The sequence below is a fragment of the Aquamicrobium sp. genome, assembly GCF_023954335.1.
GTDB lineage: Bacteria > Pseudomonadota > Alphaproteobacteria > Rhizobiales > Rhizobiaceae > Aerobium.
Window position 1 is genome coordinate 1032727 of record NZ_JAMLIE010000001.1, and the last position, 22062, is coordinate 1054788.

Annotated in this window: 24 protein-coding genes and 1 pseudogene; 5 read left to right on the forward strand and 20 right to left on the reverse strand. The window is 62.9% G+C overall.

Annotated features, from left to right (window positions below; genetic code table 11):
• Positions 1 to 36: 36 nt before the first annotated feature.
• The 6 genes from M9945_RS05105 to M9945_RS05130 form a co-directional block, all read right to left on the reverse strand.
• The gene (locus tag M9945_RS05105) at positions 37 to 423 is read right to left on the reverse strand and encodes a hypothetical protein (RefSeq protein ID WP_367943672.1); all 387 of its coding nucleotides are present in this window, start codon (positions 421 to 423) and stop codon (positions 37 to 39) included.
• 72 nt (positions 424 to 495) lie between these two features.
• Positions 496 to 2133 carry a phage major capsid protein gene (locus M9945_RS05110; protein WP_367943673.1) on the reverse strand — a complete coding sequence of 546 codons (1638 nt, stop codon included), beginning with the start codon at positions 2131 to 2133 and terminating at the stop codon, positions 496 to 498.
• A complete protein-coding gene (locus tag M9945_RS05115) occupies positions 2133 to 2297 on the reverse strand; it encodes a hypothetical protein (protein WP_367943674.1) in 165 nt (54 codons plus the stop codon). Before M9945_RS05115 ends, M9945_RS05110 begins: the two co-directional genes overlap by 1 nt.
• Positions 2281 to 2712, reverse strand: a complete 432-nt coding sequence (locus tag M9945_RS05120; RefSeq protein ID WP_367943675.1) for a hypothetical protein — start codon at positions 2710 to 2712, stop codon at positions 2281 to 2283. The genes M9945_RS05115 and M9945_RS05120 overlap by 17 nt, the downstream gene beginning before the upstream one ends.
• A complete protein-coding gene (locus tag M9945_RS05125) occupies positions 2693 to 3874 on the reverse strand; it encodes a phage portal protein (RefSeq protein WP_367943676.1) in 1182 nt (393 codons plus the stop codon). The genes M9945_RS05120 and M9945_RS05125 overlap by 20 nt, the downstream gene beginning before the upstream one ends.
• Positions 3875 to 3900: 26 nt before the next feature.
• Positions 3901 to 4446, reverse strand: coding sequence for a hypothetical protein (locus M9945_RS05130; RefSeq protein ID WP_367943677.1), 546 nt, complete (start codon positions 4444 to 4446; stop codon positions 3901 to 3903).
• A 314-nt stretch (positions 4447 to 4760) separates the two neighbouring features.
• Between M9945_RS05130 and M9945_RS05135 the strand changes: the two genes are divergently transcribed.
• The gene (locus M9945_RS05135) at positions 4761 to 5177 is read left to right on the forward strand and encodes a hypothetical protein (protein ID WP_367943678.1); all 417 of its coding nucleotides are present in this window, start codon (positions 4761 to 4763) and stop codon (positions 5175 to 5177) included.
• A gap of 6 nt (positions 5178 to 5183) precedes the next feature.
• Here M9945_RS05135 and M9945_RS05140 read toward each other — a convergent pair whose 3' ends face one another.
• The 5 genes from M9945_RS05140 to M9945_RS05160 form a co-directional block, all read right to left on the reverse strand.
• Positions 5184 to 5828, reverse strand: a complete 645-nt coding sequence (locus M9945_RS05140; RefSeq protein WP_367943679.1) for a hypothetical protein — start codon at positions 5826 to 5828, stop codon at positions 5184 to 5186.
• 98 nt (positions 5829 to 5926) lie between these two features.
• Positions 5927 to 7318 carry a hypothetical protein gene (locus M9945_RS05145; protein ID WP_367943680.1) on the reverse strand — a complete coding sequence of 464 codons (1392 nt, stop codon included), beginning with the start codon at positions 7316 to 7318 and terminating at the stop codon, positions 5927 to 5929.
• Positions 7299 to 7538 (reverse strand): hypothetical protein, encoded by a 240-nt coding sequence (locus M9945_RS05150; RefSeq protein WP_367943681.1) that lies wholly within the window; start codon positions 7536 to 7538, stop codon positions 7299 to 7301. Before M9945_RS05150 ends, M9945_RS05145 begins: the two co-directional genes overlap by 20 nt.
• Positions 7539 to 7557: 19 nt before the next feature.
• On the reverse strand, positions 7558 to 8526 hold the full coding sequence (locus M9945_RS05155; RefSeq protein ID WP_367943682.1) for a hypothetical protein: 969 nt from the start codon (positions 8524 to 8526) through the stop codon (positions 7558 to 7560).
• Entirely contained in the window at positions 8523 to 8726 is a 204-nt protein-coding gene (locus M9945_RS05160) for a helix-turn-helix transcriptional regulator (protein ID WP_367943683.1), read from the reverse strand. The genes M9945_RS05155 and M9945_RS05160 overlap by 4 nt, the downstream gene beginning before the upstream one ends.
• Positions 8727 to 8928: 202 nt before the next feature.
• Between M9945_RS05160 and M9945_RS05165 the strand changes: the two genes are divergently transcribed.
• The 3 genes and pseudogenes from M9945_RS05165 to M9945_RS05175 form a co-directional block, all read left to right on the forward strand.
• Positions 8929 to 10116: a tyrosine-type recombinase/integrase gene (locus tag M9945_RS05165; RefSeq protein ID WP_367943684.1), complete on the forward strand. Its 1188-nt coding sequence runs from the start codon at positions 8929 to 8931 to the stop codon at positions 10114 to 10116.
• A 251-nt stretch (positions 10117 to 10367) separates the two neighbouring features.
• Positions 10368 to 12221, forward strand: coding sequence for a hypothetical protein (locus tag M9945_RS05170; protein ID WP_367943685.1), 1854 nt, complete (start codon positions 10368 to 10370; stop codon positions 12219 to 12221).
• Positions 12222 to 12310: 89 nt separating this feature from the next.
• A pseudogene (locus tag M9945_RS05175) lies at positions 12311 to 12703 on the forward strand (transposase); the annotation flags it as partial.
• An 899-nt stretch (positions 12704 to 13602) separates the two neighbouring features.
• Here M9945_RS05175 and M9945_RS05180 read toward each other — a convergent pair.
• The 9 genes from M9945_RS05180 to M9945_RS05220 all read right to left on the reverse strand — a co-directional run bounded on the left by M9945_RS05180 (position 13603) and on the right by M9945_RS05220 (position 20862).
• Complete coding sequence (locus tag M9945_RS05180; RefSeq protein WP_367943686.1) at positions 13603 to 13926, reverse strand: hypothetical protein; 324 nt, start codon at positions 13924 to 13926, stop codon at positions 13603 to 13605.
• A 66-nt stretch (positions 13927 to 13992) separates the two neighbouring features.
• Positions 13993 to 14382, reverse strand: a complete 390-nt coding sequence (locus tag M9945_RS05185) for a CBS domain-containing protein (RefSeq protein WP_367943687.1) — start codon at positions 14380 to 14382, stop codon at positions 13993 to 13995.
• A gap of 178 nt (positions 14383 to 14560) precedes the next feature.
• Entirely contained in the window at positions 14561 to 15544 is a 984-nt protein-coding gene (locus M9945_RS05190; RefSeq protein WP_367943688.1) for an FAD:protein FMN transferase, read from the reverse strand.
• Between the two features lie 5 nt (positions 15545 to 15549).
• A complete protein-coding gene (nqrF, locus tag M9945_RS05195; RefSeq protein ID WP_367943689.1) occupies positions 15550 to 16770 on the reverse strand; it encodes an NADH:ubiquinone reductase (Na(+)-transporting) subunit F in 1221 nt (406 codons plus the stop codon).
• Complete coding sequence (gene nqrE / locus M9945_RS05200; protein WP_367943690.1) at positions 16767 to 17378, reverse strand: NADH:ubiquinone reductase (Na(+)-transporting) subunit E; 612 nt, start codon at positions 17376 to 17378, stop codon at positions 16767 to 16769. Before nqrE ends, nqrF begins: the two co-directional genes overlap by 4 nt.
• Positions 17375 to 18028: an NADH:ubiquinone reductase (Na(+)-transporting) subunit D gene (locus M9945_RS05205; protein ID WP_367943691.1), complete on the reverse strand. Its 654-nt coding sequence runs from the start codon at positions 18026 to 18028 to the stop codon at positions 17375 to 17377. The genes nqrE and M9945_RS05205 overlap by 4 nt, the downstream gene beginning before the upstream one ends.
• Entirely contained in the window at positions 18028 to 18831 is an 804-nt protein-coding gene (gene nqrC, locus M9945_RS05210) for an NADH:ubiquinone reductase (Na(+)-transporting) subunit C (protein WP_367943692.1), read from the reverse strand. Before nqrC ends, M9945_RS05205 begins: the two co-directional genes overlap by 1 nt.
• Complete coding sequence (locus M9945_RS05215; RefSeq protein ID WP_367943693.1) at positions 18824 to 19588, reverse strand: RnfABCDGE type electron transport complex subunit D; 765 nt, start codon at positions 19586 to 19588, stop codon at positions 18824 to 18826. The genes nqrC and M9945_RS05215 overlap by 8 nt, the downstream gene beginning before the upstream one ends.
• A complete protein-coding gene (locus M9945_RS05220) occupies positions 19585 to 20862 on the reverse strand; it encodes a Na(+)-translocating NADH-quinone reductase subunit A (protein WP_367944767.1) in 1278 nt (425 codons plus the stop codon). The genes M9945_RS05215 and M9945_RS05220 overlap by 4 nt, the downstream gene beginning before the upstream one ends.
• A 108-nt stretch (positions 20863 to 20970) precedes the next feature.
• On the opposite strand from M9945_RS05220, the gene M9945_RS05225 reads away from it, so the two are divergent.
• Complete coding sequence (locus M9945_RS05225; RefSeq protein ID WP_367943694.1) at positions 20971 to 22053, forward strand: cytochrome C; 1083 nt, start codon at positions 20971 to 20973, stop codon at positions 22051 to 22053.
• The last annotated feature ends 9 nt before the right edge of the window (positions 22054 to 22062 follow it).

Here is a 22062-nt window from a genome sequence, read left to right on the forward strand (position 1 = left end):
CGCCCAATGATGGGCAGACCCCGGATAAGGCTATGGTCAGGCCACCGGCGAAACGGCCGCATGGCCGAGGATGGCAACCGCGCCAAGCGCGATGCTGGTGCCGCCGGCCTTGGTCACCGCGACACGGACGTATCGCTTGCTGCCGACGTAGCCGAGCTTCACGACGCTGTTCGCATCAATGACTGCGGGCGCGGTGCCATGCTGGTCATCGGCAGCGACGTCGGTGAAGTCGCCCGATGTCGTGGTGTCCGACTCCTGCAACTTGATGGAGAACTCGCCGTCGCCAGCGACCGCACCGGCATTGACCACGATCAGCGCCGAATTGAAGCCCTGCATGTCGATAGCGTCGCCATCGGCGGCAGCGGTCTTCACGGCGGGCACAATGGCCTGCACGGCCTTGAAGTTAGAGAAAGTATCTTTCACGATATGTTCCTTCTGGAAAGAGAAGGGCGGTCCATCGGGCCGCCCTGAATTTCGTCACAAGTTGTGATGAAATTACGCCGCGGCGACCTTCATCCACTTGATGGCGCGGCTGTCGCCGAGACCGCCACCGACGCGGGCGTAGGTGTCCAGGAGGATGATGCCCTTCTGGGTCACGGCATCGCGCTCGATGCGGATGCCCTGCCGGTCGACCACGACGTACCCCTGACGGAAGTCGCCGAAGGCAATCGGGAACTTGTCGGAGCCGATATCGTCCATATTGTTGTCGATATGGACGGGGTAGCCGAGCAGGTAGCCGCTTTCCGCCGACTCGCCGAGGTTGCCGTGATCCGACCACATGAACCTTTTATTGCTGTCCTGGATCTCGCGGATGCGGATCAGTGTGGCGTTGTTCATGACGAACGCGGCATTGGCCCGGAAGCGCGGATGCAGCGTGAGCACCAGCTTGACCAGCGCCTTCGCCCAATTGTCGTCGGTCGGCGCGCTGGCATGGCCGGCGGGGATATACTGCATCTCGCCCCACGCGCGGGTGGCGTCGCCCGTAGCGACAATCGGATAGGTGGCGACGCCGCGAGGCTTGCCGCCGATACCGTCGCCGCGAAGGAAGGCTTCACCTTCCGACAGGGCGAAGTCGTTGGCCACCCAGGTATTGAACCAGCCGGCGACGTCGAACGACGCATCCTCGAACAGGTGGCGAGTGCCAGCCGGTGCGGCGTACATCTCCATCACGTTGTAGGAATGTTTGATGAGCTGCGGGCGAGCCGTGTCCTGCGGACGTTCGGTCGTTTCGCCAACCCATTGCGCGCCCCGGTTGCCGGTCGAATAGAACCGTTCATAGGCGTTGCTGTTGATCGTCACCACGTCGGCAAGACCGCGCAACGGCGAGACATCGGCAAGCAGGTTGCGGATGGTGGTGTCGACCGTGGGCAGGATGAAGTACCCGCCTTCGGGGTCGCTGGACGACGTGGCCGCGCGAACTTCGGAGAAGTCGCCGGTGCGGATCAGCGTCGAGAGGGCGCGCAGTTCGGTTTCCGCGTCGGCGGCCGATACCGGGCGGGGCGGCACGGTGCCGCGCTGGGCGATCACCTCGGCCTCGTCAAGAGCGGTGGTCAGGTTGCGCACCTCATCCTGAAGGGCGCGGAACTGCTCGGCGGTGATGGCCTCGACGGCCGGGGCGGGAGCAGGAGTCTGGATAGGTTCGGGCATGTTGGTTCCTTGCGAACGGACTTGCGTAATGCGGGCACGGGGTGCCGCTGGTGTCGGGGTGAGCGAGATTTCGTGAAGCTCTACGGATCTGACGATCCATGCCCCTCCGGGGCCGGGTTCGGCGTCGAGGTACTGGAAGCCGATGGAAAGCCCGGTGGTTGTACCGGCCTTGGCGTGCTCGTAAGCCTGCCTGCCGGTGGTGGTCGAAAGAGCGAACCTGCCGCGGACATAGAGTCCTTCGGATCGCTCCTCGATGATTTCCCATGCACCGCAAGGCTGGCCGTGAAGCCAGAGCATGGCGGGCATGGTGCCATTGGTGCGGTGCTGCACCAGCGACGCGGTGAACGCGCCGGGCTGGACCAGATCGCCATAAGCGTCCAGTTCGTTCCAGCGCGACGCGATGCCCTCGATGATGCCGGTTTCATCGGACGTGAATCGGCATTCAAGGTCGAGGTGTCTAACCTCGATCAGGTTTGGTTCTGGCATTAAGTGGCCTTCATTGCGTGGGGATTTGCTTCAAGGAAGCGGCGATCGATGGCGATGCGCCGCTCCTCCGTTGCGATGCGGGCGCGGAGCACGGCCGCGTCGTAACGGGCCTTGTCCTCGGAAAGCTGGTCCAGCAGCCTGTCCAGGTCACGCGGCTGCGTCATCCGCTTCCTCATCCTCATCGAAGTGAGCTGCCGACTCCGGCAAGCCGTGGAGGGCGGCGGCGAGGATGCCCTGTGCGAGCACCGCGTATTTCATCGGGCCGTTCTTAGCCATGGTTTCGGAGACGAACGTCTTCTTGGGCGGGCGCAGGGCCTCAAGTTGGAAGCGCATGCGCACCATCTCGGCAGCGCCGTGATCGACCGGGATTTCCCGCCCCAGACCTTTCGGCGCGGCATACTCCAGAACCTCACGGATTTCCGCGGTGGTGGCATATCCATGAATGATCTTGGAAAGGCGAACCTGCGCCGCCTCCTTAATCATCGACTCGAAGAACTGGAGCAGTTCCCGCGGAATCGCGAAGGTCAGGTCGCGCCCGCCGAACTTGGCGGTGACGCAATCAGTTTTCTTTTCGGTCATTGTCATCCTCTATGGGATTGATGGGCGGCGCTTCGGCCGCCGGGGTTTGTCCGGCCTGAAGGACCAGATCGTCGCCACCTTCATGCGGCGGGAGGTTGTCGAGCCGGCGAACTTCGTTGGGCGTCATCCACGACGAGCCGCACGCCTGCCGATAGGCATTGAACCGGGCGGCGAGGTTCGCCCGCACAAGAGCATCAACCTGAAACTCGATGAAGTGACTGCCCTGTTCTTCCGGCGTGAGCAGGCAGCGGGCGTATGCCGCCTGCCAGACGTCCAGCCACGGGGTCAGGGTCATTTCGAGGAAGACCGTGGTCAGCTCCTCGACATTCCTCCAGACGGCCCGGTCTGTCACGCCATTCAGAACCTCCGGGATCTTGAAGGCCCGGTTGATTTCAGCCGCGACATGCTTGCGCAGTTGCAGGAAATCGTTCTCGACCATCGTGCGCGTGATGGCCTGCCACGTCATCGTGTCGTCAAGAATGGCCGTGCGCCCCACTGCCCCGTCGCCGTGCGCAGCCTCCCATTCGGCGTGAATGACCTTGCGGCGCTCCGGCGGTGTCTTGCCCGGAACGGTCAAGATGCCGGACGGTCGCGCCCCGGAAGAGAAGGCGCGGCCTTCATATCGCTGCATCACCAGGTCCAGCGATATGGCCTCGCGGGCCAGGTCGATCAGCTTCAACGGATCGTCGATGGCCGAGCCGGGCGTCTGAAGATGCAGCACGTCCCGCCACTTCAGAACGATCGGTGCACCGGCCTTCTGGCTGACGTGGTATTCCGGCTCGGACTTGTCGTTGAGCCTTACCGTCACGCCGGACGGGTCGAGCCGGTGCAGTTCCTTCGGCCTGCCGCGCGCACGAATGACGCGGGCGAATGCCTGCCCATGCAACAAGGCGTCGACCATGAGGCGGGTGCGGAACTCCGTGCCACTGGTCCACGGGTTCGGAGCCTTCAGCAGCGCCGCAACCTCGTGGCCGGTATCCCGCTCGCGGGAACCCTCCGCGCCGCGCTTATATAGATGCGGCGGCAGGCTGCCGACGATCTCCGACAAGGTGCGAACGCAGCCCAGAACGGTCGGCGAGCGCAGGGCGGTGGACGGCGTGACCGCGATGCCGGCGGCCGTCTCCGGGGCGAACAGGCCGGCGGGCAGGTCGCTGGCCTTCATGGCCCGCTTCTGGAATGGCCACCACTTCATTTCGACACATGCCTGATTGCCCGGCCCAGCCTGAACAGAAGCGTGCCGGGGATCGATCTGGACTCGGTGATCTCCTCGACGTTCTCCGGCGCGTAGGGCACGCCATCGCGTGTGAACGCGACTTCCAGCGGGGTGTCGGTGCAAGTGTACCGAACAACCATCCGCGGCTCCGGCTGGGACGTGAAGGCGATAGTCGACTTAAAGGCGAGCAGCAGGTCTTCCGGGACGTCCGTCAGGTCGAGTTTGTCGACCTTGGCGACGGACTCCAGCATGCCGGTGACGTAGCCCAGCGCCTGCGCGCCGTCGTTCTCAAGCTCGCAGAACTCGACTGCAGCATGTGCGGCATGATGAACCGGCAGGCCGGACATGAGGGCGAACAGCGTCAGCACGACATGGCCAATGTCGCATTCAGGGGCATTCCGCCCGCCTTGGCCGACAGGTGCCAGCCCGATTTCCTGAAGGCGGCGCGCGTGCATATAGACACGCCCACGCGCCAGTCCCGTGGAAGCCGAGATGGCGTCCACCAGTTCCGATAGCGTCATCGCTTCGGCTCCTTTGATCTATGGTGCGAAGAGCAACAGGTGTTTAAAAAAAGCGGGGGCCTGCACCGCCCGGTGCCAGACGCGGCTGGACGGTGCAGGCTCGATCAACCGCCAAGCATCGCGCAGGGCGGGATGGGGTGCCTGCCCGTACATCCGGGGTCAGGCGTCCGCCGAAGCGGATAGGTGCGGGCGATGGTTCCCCATGCCCGCGGCTGATGCCGCCGCTACGCTGGACATCAGCAAATGGTGCCGGCTGCCGTGAGGGGCGGCGGCCGGCTGCGCCGCGAGGAGGTAACGGCGCAATATTTTCTTGGATGGCGGGGATTTTCGCGCGCTATTTCAGCACGAAAAACCGGACCCCCTGCCGATTGAAAATCGGCACCATTGATTTCATTGAGTTTTTCGGCTGTGGCGGAGGATATTTATTTCCTCCCCCTCCTACTATTACTCCACGCGAAAAGGCGGAAAGCGCACTAACGAGCAGCGCCTCCTACTTAAATAGGGTCACGGATATGAGGAATCTCCCGCATCTAGACGACGAGCAGTTTGGACGGTGGTTGGTGAAATCCAACTTGGATAACACCAACGGTAAATCTGTTCACCCCGGCGAGCAGCAAGCAGCCATGTGGGCAGCACCCGACCCCTTCACTGTACTGTATGCGAAAACTCGAAAAATTGACCTAAGCGGCAAATTTACCCTCTCAACCTCTAGAGAGTTGAATGCGCGTTAGCGACGGTCAAGCTACTTTCCTTTGCTCGATCAAATAGTTATCATTTGCTTGCTTGGTTTTCCTGCCTGCGCCGCTTCGAGCGCCGCCCCGCGCCTTCTTGACCATGGCCAGCAGGTCCGCCGATGCTGCGGTGGCGAGCGCGTAAACCTTCCCCTCCGATCTGGCCATGGCGGCATCGACGGCGCAGCGGAGCACGATCCTGCCGGCCTCCGCCAGCCGCTTCACGGCGATGTCGAGGTGGTCAGGCGCAAGTTCCTTCATCTCCGCGCCCGCCCGCGCCCGTTGCAGGACACCGTTCAGGTGCGCAGCGATCTGCGGCGGCGTCGACGAGCGAACCGCCACGCCCTTGCTGATGGCTTCCGCCTGCTCATCGGTGATGCGGCCAGCCTTGGCCTCCTCCATGTATGGCAGGCGCTGGGTTGCATTGACGTTCGCAACCGGGCCAAGCCCCTCGACGGGGCGCGGCTTCATCGGCACGGGCCGCCACGGCGTCACCTTCTGGTGGCGGAGCGGCCCGCCGTTCAGGCTGTTGGCAATGTCCTTCCGGCCCCGGATGCGACGCCCCAGAAATGGCTTCTCGTCGTCCGTGAAGTTCCATAGCGGCGTGCGACTGGTCAGGCGGTCTACGGGGTTCTTCGGTTTCCCGTTCATGCGCAGAAGCCGCAGGTCATACCACGGCCCGTCCGGCTTCTCGACGATGACCGGCTCGTCAAGCGGCGGGCCGCCATTATGGCCGATGGGCGGGACCGTCATGCCGCCTCCTCATCGTCATCGTCTTCGGTGGCGAGGGCGGCGGCAAAGCTTTGGGGGTGGAACTCAAGCGGATGTGCCGCGACGACTGCCTTGAAGAACCCACCGGGTGGGCGCTTCGGCTCCGAAGGCGCGGGCTGCCAATCGTCCACATACCGGATGCCGTCAGGGGTGTTGTCGTTATCGGCAACCGGCGCATATTCCCACGAGCCGAACTTGCTTCGTAGCGTGCGGGTGAATGTGAGTCCTACAATCTCGTCGGCATCTTCTGGCACATCCATCCCGAGGCGCTCAAAGAACGCCGCCAGGCTTTTTTGACCGTCTTCCTGCCGATCCGGGTCGGGCGACTCGACAACAAAACTTTCGCCCAGGTCTTCGTTCCCGTCCTCTTCGCGCCGGAAGATAAGGTCGAGCCACCGGACGCCTTCACGATCTTCGTCATCGCTAATGCTGGCACTGATGACGGTCAGTGTCTCGCGCCGCTCGACGAACGGCTCGCCGCCGGCAGGCTTCGGCTTCGCAGGCGGGGTGTCGGCATGGTCAGCCCGTTTTCCATCGCGCTTGCCCTTCGGATCCTCGTCGTACCGCTCTTCTTCGATCCATCGGCGAAGGCGCATCCGGTCGATACTCCCCGCAGCCTGCCGCCACGCCTGCGCCGCATCTACCATCCGGGCGTGCAGGTCGGCGTCGGGCGCTAGCTTGTCGTATGCCTGCCGTGCGGCGGCCTTGTCCTTCTTCACTCCATAGGCGGCGTAAAGTTCATCGAATCCCTCCTTTGCCGCCGCACCGCCCGCAAGGGCGGGTGCAGGCGGGGCAAAGTCATATTCCTCCCCCCCTGTCTTCGGCTCAGTGGCCGAGTCAGGTGGGAGGGTCTTTGGCCCGGTAGCGTGGGCCGGTTCGGCCTCAACTGGCCCATTGGCGCGGGCCACTAGTGGCCCATTGGCGTGGGCCGGTTCAACTGGCCCGGTAGCGTGGGCCGGTTCGGGGAATTTGCCTTGCGCGGCCAGTTCGAGAACGTTCATGACGGGCACATATCGGCTTGCGCCTTTGCCCTTACCGCGGCCCTGGAATGATCGAACTACCCAGCCCGTCTCCATCAGCGCGAGGATGGCGCGCTGCACCGCATTACGGGAAGGGACAACCGCCCCCGCCGGTGCGCGCTGCTTCATCACCTTCGCCACATGACGCTGCGACAGCAGGGCGTCGCCATAACCATCATGATACCAGCCCACCATGAACCTGTAGACGACGCGCGCCGTCTCATAGAGACGGTCGTCCATGTCTATCAGTTGGGCCATACGGAACTGCGCGACCGGGCTGGGGAAGGTCTCGACGCCATGCGTCCAGTAGCGGCGGCTCTCGCCGACTGTTTCAGGCTGCGCGACGGTCATAATGGTGCATCTCTCCCGTTGCGAGCGCCACCAGCGCCGCGGAGGTTTCAGGTGTAAAGGTGACGACGGCTCCGCCGAACGCGGACGGCGCGAAGACGCGGTAGCCGTTAGCGGTGCGCTTCAGCGCCAGGTTAAACAAACGCATCCCGTCCAGCTGGACATCGAAGCGTGCAAGGGTGTTCCCGCCGGATCGCTCCGGGCGGATTGAAATGATATGCAAGGTGTATCTCCCGTTAGTACTAAGCGGCGAGGCCCTTGGCGGGCTCCTGATTATTGGTGCCCGTTACGTGACCGCGCTCCGCCAAGGTTCGCGCGTGCGAGCGCCACTTGGGCTCTCTGACGCCCTGTTCCGGCAATCCGTTGTATGTGCATGATGAAGAGAAGTAGTCGTTGAGCCTGCCAAAAGCCTCGTGCTGAATCATCATCAGGATGTCGAGGAAACCGATATCCTCCGTCACAAAGGAATTGTGTGCCTCGATACGGTGCCGGTAGGCGGGATGATCCTCGTCTGTTCCCAGTCGCTGTAGCCACGTCTCGGCGACCCCGTAATATTCGCCCAGGAGCATCTCCTCTGCGCGCTCCAATCCTGATTGATATTCGTCGGCATTACGTAATGCCGCAAGCTCATCCGCCAGCCGCTCCTTGTCGGCCTCCGCGAACATGGCGCGGTTAGACTGATCGTGCGCGGCCCGCGACATTGATGCAGCCAGACCTTCTTGCGCCCTTCGTTGCGCTTCCTTCTCCGCAATCGTTTCTTCGGCCTTGGCGAGTTGACGCTTGAGCGCCTCGATCTCCTTGGCCTGTCGGGCAATGATTGCGCGCAGGTCTTCCTCCTGCCCCGCCCTGATTGGTGGAGGTAATTCGCTGACATTATTCTCGGCATTACGTAATGCCGGCGCGGCCCGCTTCCGTTCCCGATGTGCCGCCACGCGCTCCCGGTTCTTCTCTCTGTGCTCCGCAAGAGTGATGCGACCCTGGCCTATTGCGATAAGGTCATCAGCGCGCCGACGTCTGATCGCGCAATGCGCGTGGAGGAAAGCAGGCCACGCCATTTCCTTTGTCTGCTCCAGTCGCCTCTTGGCCTCGGCAAGCTGGATGCCTGCCGCGATGTAATGCTGCTCGGCTTTGTCGAGCGCCTTGTCACCAGCCTCGACGCGAGCTTTGATCTCCGCGCCCAGCGTCTCGATGGGGACAAGGGCGGTGCTCACGCCGCAGCCCTCTCCTGCTCGGCAATCCAGTTAGCCAGCGTCGATTTCCGAGCGCAGATGGTTTCCCCCAGCTTGAAATGGGGCAGCCCATTCTTTGACGCCAGATGGTAGATGGTCCGCCTCGGAAACCCGAGGAACCGCGCTATAGCATCAGCACCGCGCAGGATGTCCCCGGCGATATTGTCGTTGGCGTGCTGCAAAATTTTTCTCCACTCGCTTGACTTTTCGCTTGACACCGACTCGCGGCGCCTGTTAAAAGTTTGACATGCGCTTCATAATTTTCGCGAAGCGTGTGTCAAATGCATATAGTGCCATTTTGCGCTCTTTTGTCAAGCGATTTCTTTCGCTCGCGCACATTTCCACTTGTTGCATTGAATCCGTTAGTCCCTTATCGCTACCGTTATGGCGATCAGACAACGCAACTGGATTCACAACGGCAAGCCCGGCAGCGCCTGGGTGGTTGACTACCGCGACCAGCACGGCAAACGGCATATCAAGACATTCAAGCTGAAGAAGGATGCCCTCGCCTTCGACGCGCAAACGCATGTCGAGGTGTCGGGGCGCATCCATGTGGCCGATGCCGACACGATCACGGTTGCGGCCGCTGGCAAGCACTGGATCTCCGCCTGCGAAGATGACGGGCTGGAACGATCGACCATCGCTCAATACCAGCAGCACCTGCGCCTTCACATCGAACCATTCATCGGCACGAAGCGGCTGACAGAAATTTCGGTGCCGGCGGTGCGCGCGTTCCTCGACACGCTCAAGGCGAAGGGTCGTTCCCCTGCAATGATCCGCGCTGTCCGCGTCAGTCTGGGATCGCTCCTGTCCGACGCGCAGGAGCGCGGGCTGGTCGTGCGCAACGCAGTGAAGGACATCGGTCGCAGGAAGGCGTCGAAGCAAGTAGCGGCTCGCCATGTCGAGCAGGTCCAGGTCGGCGTCGATATCCCCACCCGCGATGAAGTAAAGGCAATCCTCGCCCATGCCACGGGCAAGCCGCGCATCTTCATTATGACCGCGGTTCTTACGGGCATGCGGGCATCGGAGCTTCGCGGGCTGCGCTGGACCGACCTCGATCTCGACAAGGGCGAAGTGACGATCCGCCAGCGGGCCGACGCCTATCAGGAGATAGGTTCGCCGAAGTCGGCCAAGGGTCGCCGCACGATTCCCCTGCCCGGCGATCTCGTCACCGCCCTCAAGGCATGGAAGGACGATTGCCCCAAAGGCGATCTCGACCTTGTCTTCCCGACCGGCACAGGCGGCATCGAATATCACGCTAACATCGTCAAGCGATGGTTCCATCCGCCACAGATCGCAGCAGGCGTGTCCACGAAGACGGATAAGGTCGATAAGCGCGGCGGGCCGATCTTGGCCCCGAAGTATCCGGGCCTTCATGCCCTCCGCCACTTCTATGCAAGCTGGTGCATCAACCGGCCGGAAGATGGCGGGCTCGGTCTGCCGCCCAAGGTGGTGCAGGATCGCATGGGACATAGCTCTATACAGGTCACGCTCGACGTGTATTCGCACCTGTTCCCCAAGGGCGATGACGGCAGCCAGATGGATCGGGCGGCGAGTGCTTTGCTTGGCTGACCGCGACAAGACGGCGACAAATCGGGAATAGCCAAGCGAAATCAAAGTGCAATCAAACACTCTGACTCCGTTAGTCCTGGTTCGAATCCAGGTTCCCCAGCCAATTGTTCTCCAGAATCGCCGGAAATGCTGGATTTTCAAGCCTTTCAAAGGCCAGCATATCGCTCCGAATCCGTCTCCCACAAGTGGTGCCCATAACTGATGCCCACAGGTGATGCCCATTCGCCTCGGGCCAAGCGGGAGCACGGCGAATGGGACTGCGTCGACACCAGGTCGAAAACCTCATCCGAAGAGGTCCGAACTTTTATTGGCGGGCGCGAATCCCCGTCGGTTTTGAGGCAGCTGGAAAGAACACCCGCCTTTCACTGAGCCTTAGGTTATCGGACCGCAAGATCGCCAGCGTCGTGGCACGGCGGCTTAACGCCCTGCTTGTGGAGATCGAACTGTTGCCGGGGGCGAGGATGGCGACGAGGGAACAGCTGGCAAAGATATTCGCGCTCGAAAGCGAGGCCGTACGCGCCGAGATAGACAACCTCGATCGCGGCGCCAAACGGCTTGGGTCGCTGCGCGATCCCGAACAACGAGATGCAGATCGACACGTCGGATATGCATATCGTCTGCTCGAAGCCTATGGTCCAACTGGCACGCTGAATTTTGAACCTGGGTCAGACGTCCGTGAGGCACTGATCGAGGCAGGGGCGAGCGAGGACGACATCCCTGCGATCGCCGAGACATTTCGATCCGAAAGCGAAGGCGTGCGCGCTGACCTGCGCGGACAATCGCGCGGCCGTTTTCTGAGAGACGTTCTTCACCGGATGGCACAGGTCGGGCTGGACGACACAGGTTTGAACCGCGATGCCGCGTCCGAGGAAATCTTCCGCGCACGCGCCGACGCCCTTCTCGCCTCTGCCGAAGATTCTAGAAAGCCGAACCTGAACAAGCTATCGCGCCCGCCAGCCCCCTCGCCCATCGAAGCACCTCCGGTCCCGCCCCCACCGAAGCCACAGATCTTGTGGACGGTCGACGCGCCTGTTCAACCTACCCCGTTCGCCGAACGGCCACCCGCGAACCCGGCGCCTCCCGCTCAAGCAAATGTAGATGCCTCCACTGCCGCTCACGACGCGGCGGTTCCAGGCAGAACTGACCTTCCTCTTTCGAGGTTTGACGAGGAAGTCGACAAGATGATCGCCAACAAGGGAAAGGAGTGGACCGCCGAAACCGCCGCTGACGCGCGTGTCCTTGTCAACCTATTCCGCGGCATCCTTGAAGAGCACGGCGTCATGCATTCCGGCCAGATAACACAGACGCACGTGGCCGCGCTAAGACAGCACTTCAATCAAGTGATCCCATCTTGGGGCAGAAGTCCACGCCTACGTACCCTGTCGACGCAAGCCATGCGCGAAGAATCAGCCCGGATCGTTGCGGAGGAAAAGGCGAAGGGTAAGCCCGGTAAAATTGGTTTGGCGGCTACAACCATCCGGCGCCATCTTGGGAACCTTACTCATTTCCAGACACATCTCAAAGCGTCCAACTACACGATTGCAGACTGGACGCTAAAAAGTCTGCGCCCGCGAAAACCAAAACGAGGCGACGTTCGCCACCAACAGGTCAAGCCAGGCCCTGACCAGGTTCGCCCGCTCTTCGATTTACCGATTTTCACCGGACAGTTGAGCGCGGACAAACCCGAGACACCGGGGGAGCTGGTGTTTCACTCGGCAAACTACTTCCTGCCGATGCTATTCACCTACCTTGGATCGCGACGAAACGAGTTCGCCAGTCTGATGGTAAACGATATCGTCTTGGAAGGCGGGCGGTGGGCGATCAACATCAAACCGAACAAGTACCGCACGGTCAAAAACACCCAGTCAGAGCGCATGCTGCCCGTCCCGACAGAACTACTGCGCCTGAACTTCCTCGACTACGTCACTCGCCTCAAGGAATTAGGCCACGAACTGCTGTTCCCGGAGCTATATTCGCCCTTCCGGAAAACACAGGACCTTGGCGATCGCTTCTACAAGGACTTCGTCCCCATTGCGAAGAAGTGCATGCCAGATGAGCTATGGCAGCGTCCCATCCACGCACTTAGAGGTGGTGCCGGTTTCTGAGACAGGGGCATAAGGTGGATCGCCCGATGGAAAGGACGATCCAGCATGAAGACACGCAGACGGTTTACGGCCGAGTTCAAGGCCAAGGTTGGCGGCTGTCGAACACGATGGATACCGACTTCTGCGTCGCCGCTCTGGAAGAGGCGATCGCCCGCCATGGCAGGCCCGACATCTTCAACACCGATCAGGGGAGCCAGTTCACCAGCTTCGCCTTCACCACGACGTTGAAGGATGCCGGCATCCGCATCTCCATGGACGGGCGCGGCCGGTGGATGGACAACGTCTTCATCGAGCGGCTGTGGCGCAGCCTCAAATACGAGTGCGTCTTCCTCAACGCCTTCGAGACAGGCGGTGAGGCCCGGGCTGGCATCGGTTCATGGATCGACTATTACAACCGGCGACGCCCCCACTCGACCTTCGACGGCAGGACACCCGACGAGGTCTATGCTACGGCAGAAATGATGGAGAAATTGGCGGCGTAAAAACCAACCCGATCCACCTTAGCCAAGCCGCCAAACTGTCTCACCAAGCGGGTCCACCTCACTTCGACACGGCTTCGCAGACACCCTGAAACAGGAAGGCGTATCCGAGGGTGTCATCGAGGACCTCTCCGGGCGCCTAGGCAACACCGAGACGGCAACGAGATACACCAATCCCGCAGGTCTTCCGCTCCTGCAGAATATACTCCTGAAATATCCGACGATCACCGATCATCTCGAGCCTCGTCCGATCCGTTTGCTGCCATGGGTTGAGCAGAAGTTGCCGCCACCGTGGGCTGGTCGCAAGAGCGGTGACCGCTTTGGTGACAAACGCGGGCGCCGCCCGAAGAAAGGCAAAAGGGTGACACTGCCAGGGGGAAACATGCCATGAAAAGTGACAGTTAGGGGGCCGAAAGAGAAACGCCGTAGAACACTACTGTTCAGGGGCCGTATCCGGATGGTCTGCTTTTGGCGAGCGTTGGTCAGTTAGCGGCCCTTCATGCGGCAGGTAAGCGGGCAAAATTCGCCTCGTCTGCTCACGACCTCATTGCCGCCATACGGCGTGCGTCCATCGCCGCCCGAAACCTGCCATTCTTCCGCCCTCCATCGAGGGCAGAGCCGGAGGCCATGTTCGGCCGGCACTGTGGGAGCCGTGGCGTAGGGCTCTGGTTCGCCCGCATTCGACAGAGCACCTAACTGCTGCCTGCCAGGAGCCGCTTTGCCCTAGTGCGCACTGCTGCCGAAGAGGATGAGCTGAGACGTTGAGCCTGGTCTCTTGCCCTCAGCATAAGATCAGGGTCGCCAGCAGACAGCTTGAACATCGCTGAAAGAGCATCCGCCACCACGATGCGGCTTTGATGGTGTAGACTATTATCCGCAATCTCGAACGCGCGCCGTCGTTCTCACGGTGTCAGCCGCAGACGGGGCAGCATCTGCAGAAGGTGCCATCTGATTTCTTGCTGTGGGTTCTCGGCTATCTCGCCGAGCAAGCAATGTTTGTGGCGCACCAGAATTTCCGGGTTCGCGCGGCTTGCCTTCTCGAGAGCGTCAGCCGCACGCATACCAACGAGCGGATCGATGTCTCGAATAAGGCGAAGTAACGGGTCGATCGATGAGGGTGAAACCTTGATCCTCGACAGGACCACATCGACCTTGCCGATGGAGCGCCGGTCTCCGCCCGTGAGAAGATCTCGCAATTCCCTCTCGTCCATGCTGGAAACCACCATGCCGACCTATCGCTCTGCTCCAAGGTGCCTGCAGCCGGTCTGGAGCCGACTGAGAATGTCGTCCCGTCATCCGAGTTCCAGGAGTCTCCCCAGCACATCCTCGCGCCGCAGCATCCCGACCAACTGCCCGCCTTCAAGCACCGGGAGAGCCCTGTGAGGCTCTGCGAGGAACATCTCGGCGGCGCTGACGATGTCGGCATCGGCCTCGATCGTCTTGACCGGGCTGCTCATCTGCTCGCCCACCGTCCCTCGCCATTGCTGATAGTAGCTTGCCTGAACGGCGGGCCGAAAGCAGTCCTTCTGTGTCAGGATTCCGACCAGAAGGCCTGCCTCGTCCAGCACCGGCGCGGCTTCTTGCCCATTCGCATGAAGCAGGCCGGCCGCGTGGCGGATCGGCATGGCCGCGTCCAGCGAGAGAAAGTCTGTCCGCATGATGCTGCCGATCACCCCGCTCATCGCGCGGCATCCTCTGCGTTCCGTCTCGGACAACCGACGCAACGGGCATCGTCAGGCAGGCAGGACATGCCGCTGCAGGAGTTCCGGAGCGGCTGCCCACGCAGCATTGCTCCAACTGCGAGGGCGGCGGTCACGAGCAGGACGAGAGCAGATGCGAAGATCAGTTCCATGTCGAACCTCAGGCCAGATGCTGGTCGAAACGCCCGACCGAGACCCGGCTCAGCCTTTCGCCCTCCCGCAGCAAAAACAATGCGTCGATCCCGTTACGTTCCGCGACGGCCGGACCGTCGGCTCCGGCCGCCATCAGCGCGGTCGCCCAGGCATCGGCCACCATCCCGCTAGCCGCGATCACCGAGACCGAAGCGGTGGCGGCATCGACGGGCGCGGCTTTCAGCGGATCGATGACGTGGCTGAAGCGTCGGTTGCCGATAGCATAGGCGTTGAGCCTGTCTCCGGACGTGGCGATCGACATATCTGCAAGTGCCACAATCTCGGCTGCGCCCGCCGTGAACGGCCGCGGATCCTCGACGGCAACCTGCCAGCCGCGACCATCGGGATGGAGACCACGTGTCGATATCTCGCCCCCAAGATCCAGGACGAAGTCCTTCTCGCCCAGGCGGGAGATGGCATGGACAATCTGGTCCAAGGCATAGCCCTTGGCGACTCCGCAGAGATCTGCGGTAAGGGAAGGATGTGACTTGGCAAGCGCGTCCTCCGAAACGGAGAATGCCGCCTCCGCCGGCGGCGGCGCGGCCTGGATCGGCCCGAAGCCATAGCGCGCGACCAGCGGGCCTACTGCCACGTCAAACGCGCCGCCGCTCTGATGATGCACGGCCTGCCCACTATTCATCACGCGGGCGATCTCGTCGCCGACCTGCATCCACCCGGTGTCCTGGTGTCGGTTGAAATCGCTGATCACGCTGTCGGCGCGCCAGGGAGACATCAGTCGGTCGACATGCTCGACGATGTCCGAGACGACCCCCGCGAGAAGTTCCGCGTCGGCTCCCAACCGGATTGTAAGATTCCAGCGCGTGCCGAAGGCGGGACCGCCGATCCTGGTCACTGGCCTGACCGATCTGGCAATCGTCGGCGTAGGAAACAGCACGGATGCGGCTGCCGCGCCGACGAGTAACTGGCGTCGAGTGGGACGGCGATGGCTCATGTCCTTCAGATCCCGAAATCGTCGTTGAAGATGGAGTGCGGCTCCACGCCGAGATCGTCAAGCGTCGACAGCACCGCTGAAATCATCACTGGTGGACCGCAGAGATAGTATTCGCAGTCCTCGGGCGCCGGATGGTCGCGCATCGTCCTGGCGAGAACCTCATGGACGAAGCCGGTCTCGCCTCGCCATCGGTCGCCGGGAGCAGGGTCCGAGAGTGCGACTGTCCAGCTAAAGTTCTCATGCCCGGACGCCAGCTTCTCGAATTCCTCGGCATAGAAGAGGTCGGCAAGGGAGCGCGCGCCGTAGAAATAGGAGATGCGCCGGCTGGTGCCGAGCGCCAGCTGCTCATGGATCATGGCGCGCAGCGGCGCCATGCCGACGCCGCCGCCGACGAAGACCATCTCCCGTTCAGTCGGCTGGACATGAAACTCGCCGAAGGGTCCGGAAACCTCGATCTCGTCACCAGGCTTCAGCCCGAAGAGATAGGACGACACGATCCCCGGGGGGATGTCTCCTTCGCGGCCGGCGGGAGGGACGGCCAGCCTGATATTGTGCACCAGCAGGCCGTGGTCTTCCGGACGATTGGCGATCGAGTAGGCGCGGCTGGTACGCTCCGTTACGAGCGAGCGAAGTTGCGACCAGCCGGAAATGCGCCAGGCCGTCTCGTGCGCGGGATCGATCTCCAGGCGCGAGAAATCGAGCTCGTAGGGCGGCGCCGTCAGCAGCATGAAGCCGCCGGCACGGAAGGAAAGGTCTCGCCCCTCCGGAAGCTTCAGCACCAGTTCACGGATGAGCGGCGCGAGCATGCGATTGCTGACGACCGAGGCGGTGAAGGTCTCGGCCGACATGATTTCGGGCGGCACGGCGACATCGACGGATCCGCGCAGTGCGATCTGGCAGGCGAGTCTCACATTGTTGCGGCGTTCCTGCGCTGAAAGCAGCCCCAGTTCGGTGGAACGCAACTGCCCTGCGCCCTCCCCGGTGGCCGTGACGCGGCACTGCCCGCACGTGCCGCTGCCTCCGCAGGCGGCCGGAATGGGGATGTCGGCACCGTGCAGGACCTCCAGCAGCTTCGCGCCTCGCTTGGCCTCGATCGTCTGGGTGTCGTTCACCCGCACGCGAAGCGCCGTGTCGGGGATCAGGCGAGACCGCGCTGCCAGCAGCCCCAGCGAAAGCCCCAGGATCAGTACGACGATTAGGCCGCTTCCGAGGAGAACCTCGATCATGGCTGCGCCATCTGCGCGAAAGTGGAAAAGCCAAGCGACAGCATGCCCGTGAGGATGAAGGCGATGCCCAGTCCCTGCAGCCCGTCCGGCATGTCGGCATAGGCTAGCCGCCGTCGGATGGCCGACAGCATGATAACCGCGATCGCGAACCCCGTGCCGCCGCCGAGGCCGAAGACGGTGCTTTCGGCCAGGCTGTAGTTCCTTTCGGCCATGAAAAGGCTGCCGCCGAGGATGGCGCAGTGAACCGCCAGCAGCGAAAGGAACACGCCGAAGGTGGCGAACAGCGCGGGGAAGCTGCGGTCGAGCACCATTTCCACGAGTTGCACCGCGGCTGCGACCACGCCGATGAAGGTGAGAAGCCGCAGATAGCGCAGATCGAGATCCGGCAGGCCAGCCCATGCCCAGGCGCCGGGTGCAAGCACATACTGGAAGATCAGGTGGTTGAGCGGCACGGTAACGCCCATCACCGCAACGACTGCCAATCCGAGCCCGATTGCGGTGCCGGGTCTGCGCGACAGCGCGAGGAAGGTGCAAAGGCCAAGAAACAGCGTCAGCGGCATGTTCTCGACAAAGGCCGAGCGAATGAAAAGAGCGCCCAGCTCGCTCATCCCGGCACCTCCTCGGCGGGCGCAAGTTCGTGCTCTGGCGTTTCCACCTGTTCGGGCATCATGCTGCGGATGAGCCAGACGAGACCGCCAAGCAGGAAGAAGGCGCTGGGCGCCAGAAGCATGAGGGGCAAGGGCTCGAACCAGCCGCCCCGGTCGACCGTCGGGAGGATGCTGTAGCCCAGCAAGGTCCCGTGGCCGAACAGTTCCCGGACGCTGCCGATGATCACCAGGATGAGGGAGTAGCCCAGCCCGTTGCCCAGCGCGTCGGTCATCGATGGCAGGACGCGGTTGTGGAGGGCGAAGGACTCGGTGCGGCCGAGCACGACGCAGTTGGTGGCGATGAGGCTCACATAGACCGACAGCCGCTGGCTCATCTCGAAGAAGAAGGCCTGAAGGACCTGGTCCACGACGATCACCAGCGAGGCCACGATGATGATCTGCACGATCAGCCGGATCGATGAGGGAAGGTGTCTGCGGATGGTGCTGATGATCCCGGAAGCAGCCACCACCACCGCGGTGAGGCAGAGGGACATGGTGACCGCAGCCGCGAGCGTTGTGGTGACCGCCAGGGCCGAACAAATGCCGAGGATCTGCAGCGTCACCGGGTTCTGGCGCAGGATCGGATCGGTGAAGGTGCTCCACAGCTTCATCAGAAGTCCCCCCGCCGTATCGCATCGAGAACCGGGCCGTAGCCCAGCGGACCGAGCCAGAACTGGAGCATTCTGGTGATCGCGTTGTTGGTGCGTGTCGCACCCGTGATGGCATCGACCTCGAACTCGGTAGTGGCCGCACCGCGTGCGACGGCCAGGCGCGGCGTTCCCGTCTCGTCGGCAATCGGCTTGCCCGCAAACTGCTGGCGCCAGGCGGGCTCATCGATGCGGGCGCCCAGGCCAGGCGTTTCGGCATGGGACATGATCGCCAGTGCGGCGACCGTGTTCATGTCGTCGCCTATGGCGATCATCGCCTCGATCGGCCCACCGTAGCCAGTGCCGCTGATCGGCAGGATGACGAGTTCCACTTCCTCCTCCGCACCCCGCAGCAAGTAGATCTGCTTGAGATCGGCACGGTTGCCGAGCCCGGCGATATCCTCCTGTGGCGAAAGTTCGGTCCAGTTCGCCGAGTCGCCCAAGGCATCCGCGAGGTTCTCCGGTGTCACCTCCGTGGCTGCCTCTCCACGGGGCAGATCGACGACGACGGTGGAGAGGGCGGCATCGTTTGAACCCGCGAGGATCTCCGCGAGGCCGGGGATCTCCGCGAGCAAGGCTTCGAGCCTTGCCTGCTGCTCCATCGCGCGGTTCTGCGCCTGGATCGGCCGCAGGATCACGGTGGCTCCCGTCACCATCGCCGCGCAGACGATCGAGGCCAGAAAGGCGACCGCGATCGTCTTCGTGCGGCTCTCGTTCGGCAGCGCCAGGATGTTCCGCCAAAGCCTGATCGGGTTCCAGTCAGCCATGGCGGAACCTCCTGCGGGCGCGCCAGAGGGCGACCGCCAACTCGTCGAGGAGAGGCATTGACAGCAAAACCAGCAACGCTGCGGAGACTCCCATCTGTGTCGTCGGTGCCGGCCAGACCGACGCGAACAGGGCAACGAGCAGACCGAAAAGGGCGCCAGCCAGCCAGCGTCCAAGAGGCGAGGAGGCGCAGGTGGCAGGATCACACAGGATGAAGACCAGGACGACGGCGACCGCACTTCCAAGAAGGTCCAGCGTGAACCCCCCGGCGGCCACAAGCACGATGACCGCGCCTGCGAGCGCCCGCCATGGCAGCACGCCGAATGCAAGCAGCAGGCCCGCAGCCGGGATCGTGGCCCATCCGATCTGCACCGGCAGATGCGGCCACGTGCCCGTGGGAAAGGCGAAGCCGAAGAAGGTGATGGCGACGACCGCCGGGCTGAGAACGCTCCGCCCCCAGCCGCCGAAGACGAGTTCGCCGAACACGAAGCCGAAGGCGATACCGATAACGAACTGCAGCGGCCCGACCTGCGGAGCGAGCATCGCGATCAGGAGCGCGGAGACGAGACCTGCCAGGCTCGGCGGCTGCGCACGAATGACGGTGAACAGGGCCTGGCACAGTCCCCCCACGATAAGCACGAAGATCAGCCTGAGCGCGCCTGCGTTTACCTCTGCCAGCAACCAGGTGACGGCAAGCGGCAGCGCTGCCGCGACCCAGACCATTGCCACCGTCTCGCGGTTCCATATGCCGCGGATCATGTCATCGCCTCGATCCTGTCGAGACAGGCACGCAGGAGATCGGTGAAACGCGGCGAGGCGGCGGTGACATAATCGACCAGGGCCAGATCCTCCTCCAGCATTGCCAGCGCCCCCAGTTCCGCGGCGGCCTCGTCATCGCCTATCGCCAGGGCCCGCAGAAGCGCCATGCCCGGCATCGGCCCGCCAAGCGCGTGTTCCACCGCGGATGTTGGGATGATCGGCTCCGGACGTGAAGCCCGGCGCAGGGCGCCTTCCAGCCAGTGTGGTTGCGGATGGGCATCGTGGCGTTCGAGGACGGTCACCTGTCGGTCACGCCAGCCGAGCCAGCGCGCCTCCCGTCCCTCCAGCACCGAACCGGACAGGATGGAGCGGGGACCGGGTGACATATACGCGTAGCATAGTTCCCGAAGGTCCGCCCCCGGCTGACAGCGCACGAGCCGCGTCTCGCGCAATCCCGGGCCGGCAACCGACACGAGCCGGGTCGGCGCCAAGGAGCCCTCCGAAAGCAGGTAGCCAATGTCGGCGACATCCTCTGCCGTTATCTCCCAGATATTCAGGTCTTGTCCGGAACGGACTTCTCGACGGATAAAGGAGCCTGCGAGTCCGGCAGGATGCAGCGGCCCGGCCCTCGCGATCGTGACCCGATCGCTCTCTTCCACGATGGCTGGGCCCTCGTCCTGGTAGAACCGTATCGGGCCGTCGAACAGGGCTGCCAGCGCCTGCAGGCCGAGCTTCAGGTGATCCAATGCCTCGCCTTCGACTGCGAGGCGTGGGTCCGGCGCGAGCGGCCTCGTGTCCACCGCAATCACCATGATCATGGCAGGAATGGCATCCCCGGCCGGAACCCTGCCGAACGGACGTGACCGGAGTCGCATCCACAGGCCGGAGGACTGAAGCAGCTCGCGCAAGGCGTTGCTGCCGCTCTTGCTGTCGCATTCCGCGCGCGCTGCATGGATGTCGAACTGGTGCGGCTTCACCTTCTCGTCATGATGGATCAGCAGGTTGGCCTGCCGCCGCCCGCTGCCCAGCTCGAGTTGCGCGACGCGGCCGCTCATGGGTGCGGTGACGACCCATTCCGGGTGCCTTCGATCCTTCAGGATCGGCGATCCGAGCCCGACACTGTCGCCCGGCTGCACCAACGCCTCCATGCGCATGTCGATGAGCGGGTCGAGGTTCAGGCCCGCTTCGGCGGTGATTACCGTCTCCACAGCCTGCGGCCAGGGCTGCGGTGTCGGCACAGGCAGTTTGAGCCCTCTATCCAGCAGACGCAGAATGGAACGCCTCCCTCAACTGATTGCGGTGGCTAATCGGACACTGCTCAGCTTGACAATGCGGTTTGCATTAAAGAGCATTCCACCGTTCAAGCCAAGCGGGGATAGCCGATGCGGATACGACATGTTCTGCTGCTAACAGCTCTGCCGCTGGGGTTCCTCATCGCGGCCTCTGCGATCGGCCAGACGCCGGAGCGAATGCCGAACATAGAGGAAATCACGCAGTGGGCGCGTTCGGGGCACGCCAACGCCCATTCCGAATCCTTCGCGCATTGGAACGACGCAGGAGAGATCCCTCCAGTGTGCGCAACCTGCCATTCGGGCGCTGGGTTCCGTTCGCTCTACGGCTTCGACGGGAGTGAACCGGGTCTGCCGCAGACCCCGGTTCCCGTCGGCGGCGTCGTCGATTGCGATACGTGCCATCATACGGGGCTGCGCAGCCTGACTGAGATCCAGCTGCCTTCCGGAGGACTTCACCCGGTGACGGGTTACGAAGGCGCCTGCATGACGTGCCATCAGGGACGCGCTTCCACGGCGACCATCGAGAGGGCGGTCGGAGCCTCTCCGGACGACGAGGTCAATCCTGAACTCGGCTTCGTCAATCCGCATTATGCAATTGCCGCAGCAACGCTGCTCGGCGGCGACGGCGTGCTCGGCTATCACTACCCCGGCAAACAGTACGAGCCGCGCTTCTTCCATGCGCGGCCCGTGGCGACCTGCATCTCCTGCCATGAGCCGCATAATCTCACCGTCGCGGAGCAAACCTGCCTCGGCTGCCATGAGACCGGTGACCCCAAGGCAATCCGCATCTCCCGGCAAAGCTTCGACGGCAGCGGCGATCTTTCGAAAGGAATTCACGCAGACATCGTGGCAAACAGGCAGCGGCTGTTCAGGCTCATCCAGGACTACGCCCGCGAGATGGCCGGAACTCCTTTGGTCTATGACGGCGGACGGCACCCGTACTTCTTCGCCGATCACAATGCCGACGGCCGGGCCGACCAGCGTGAGGGCGCGCCGGTCGCCTATGCGAGCTGGACACCCAGACTGCTGAAGGCGGCGTACAACTGGAAGTTCGTCGGGGCGGATGCGGGAATCCATGTCCACAACCCGCACTATGCGCTACAACTCCTCTACGATTCCGCAGAAGACATCTCGAAGGCGCTGGGCAACGACCTGACGGGCATGGCACGCTGAACAGGACCT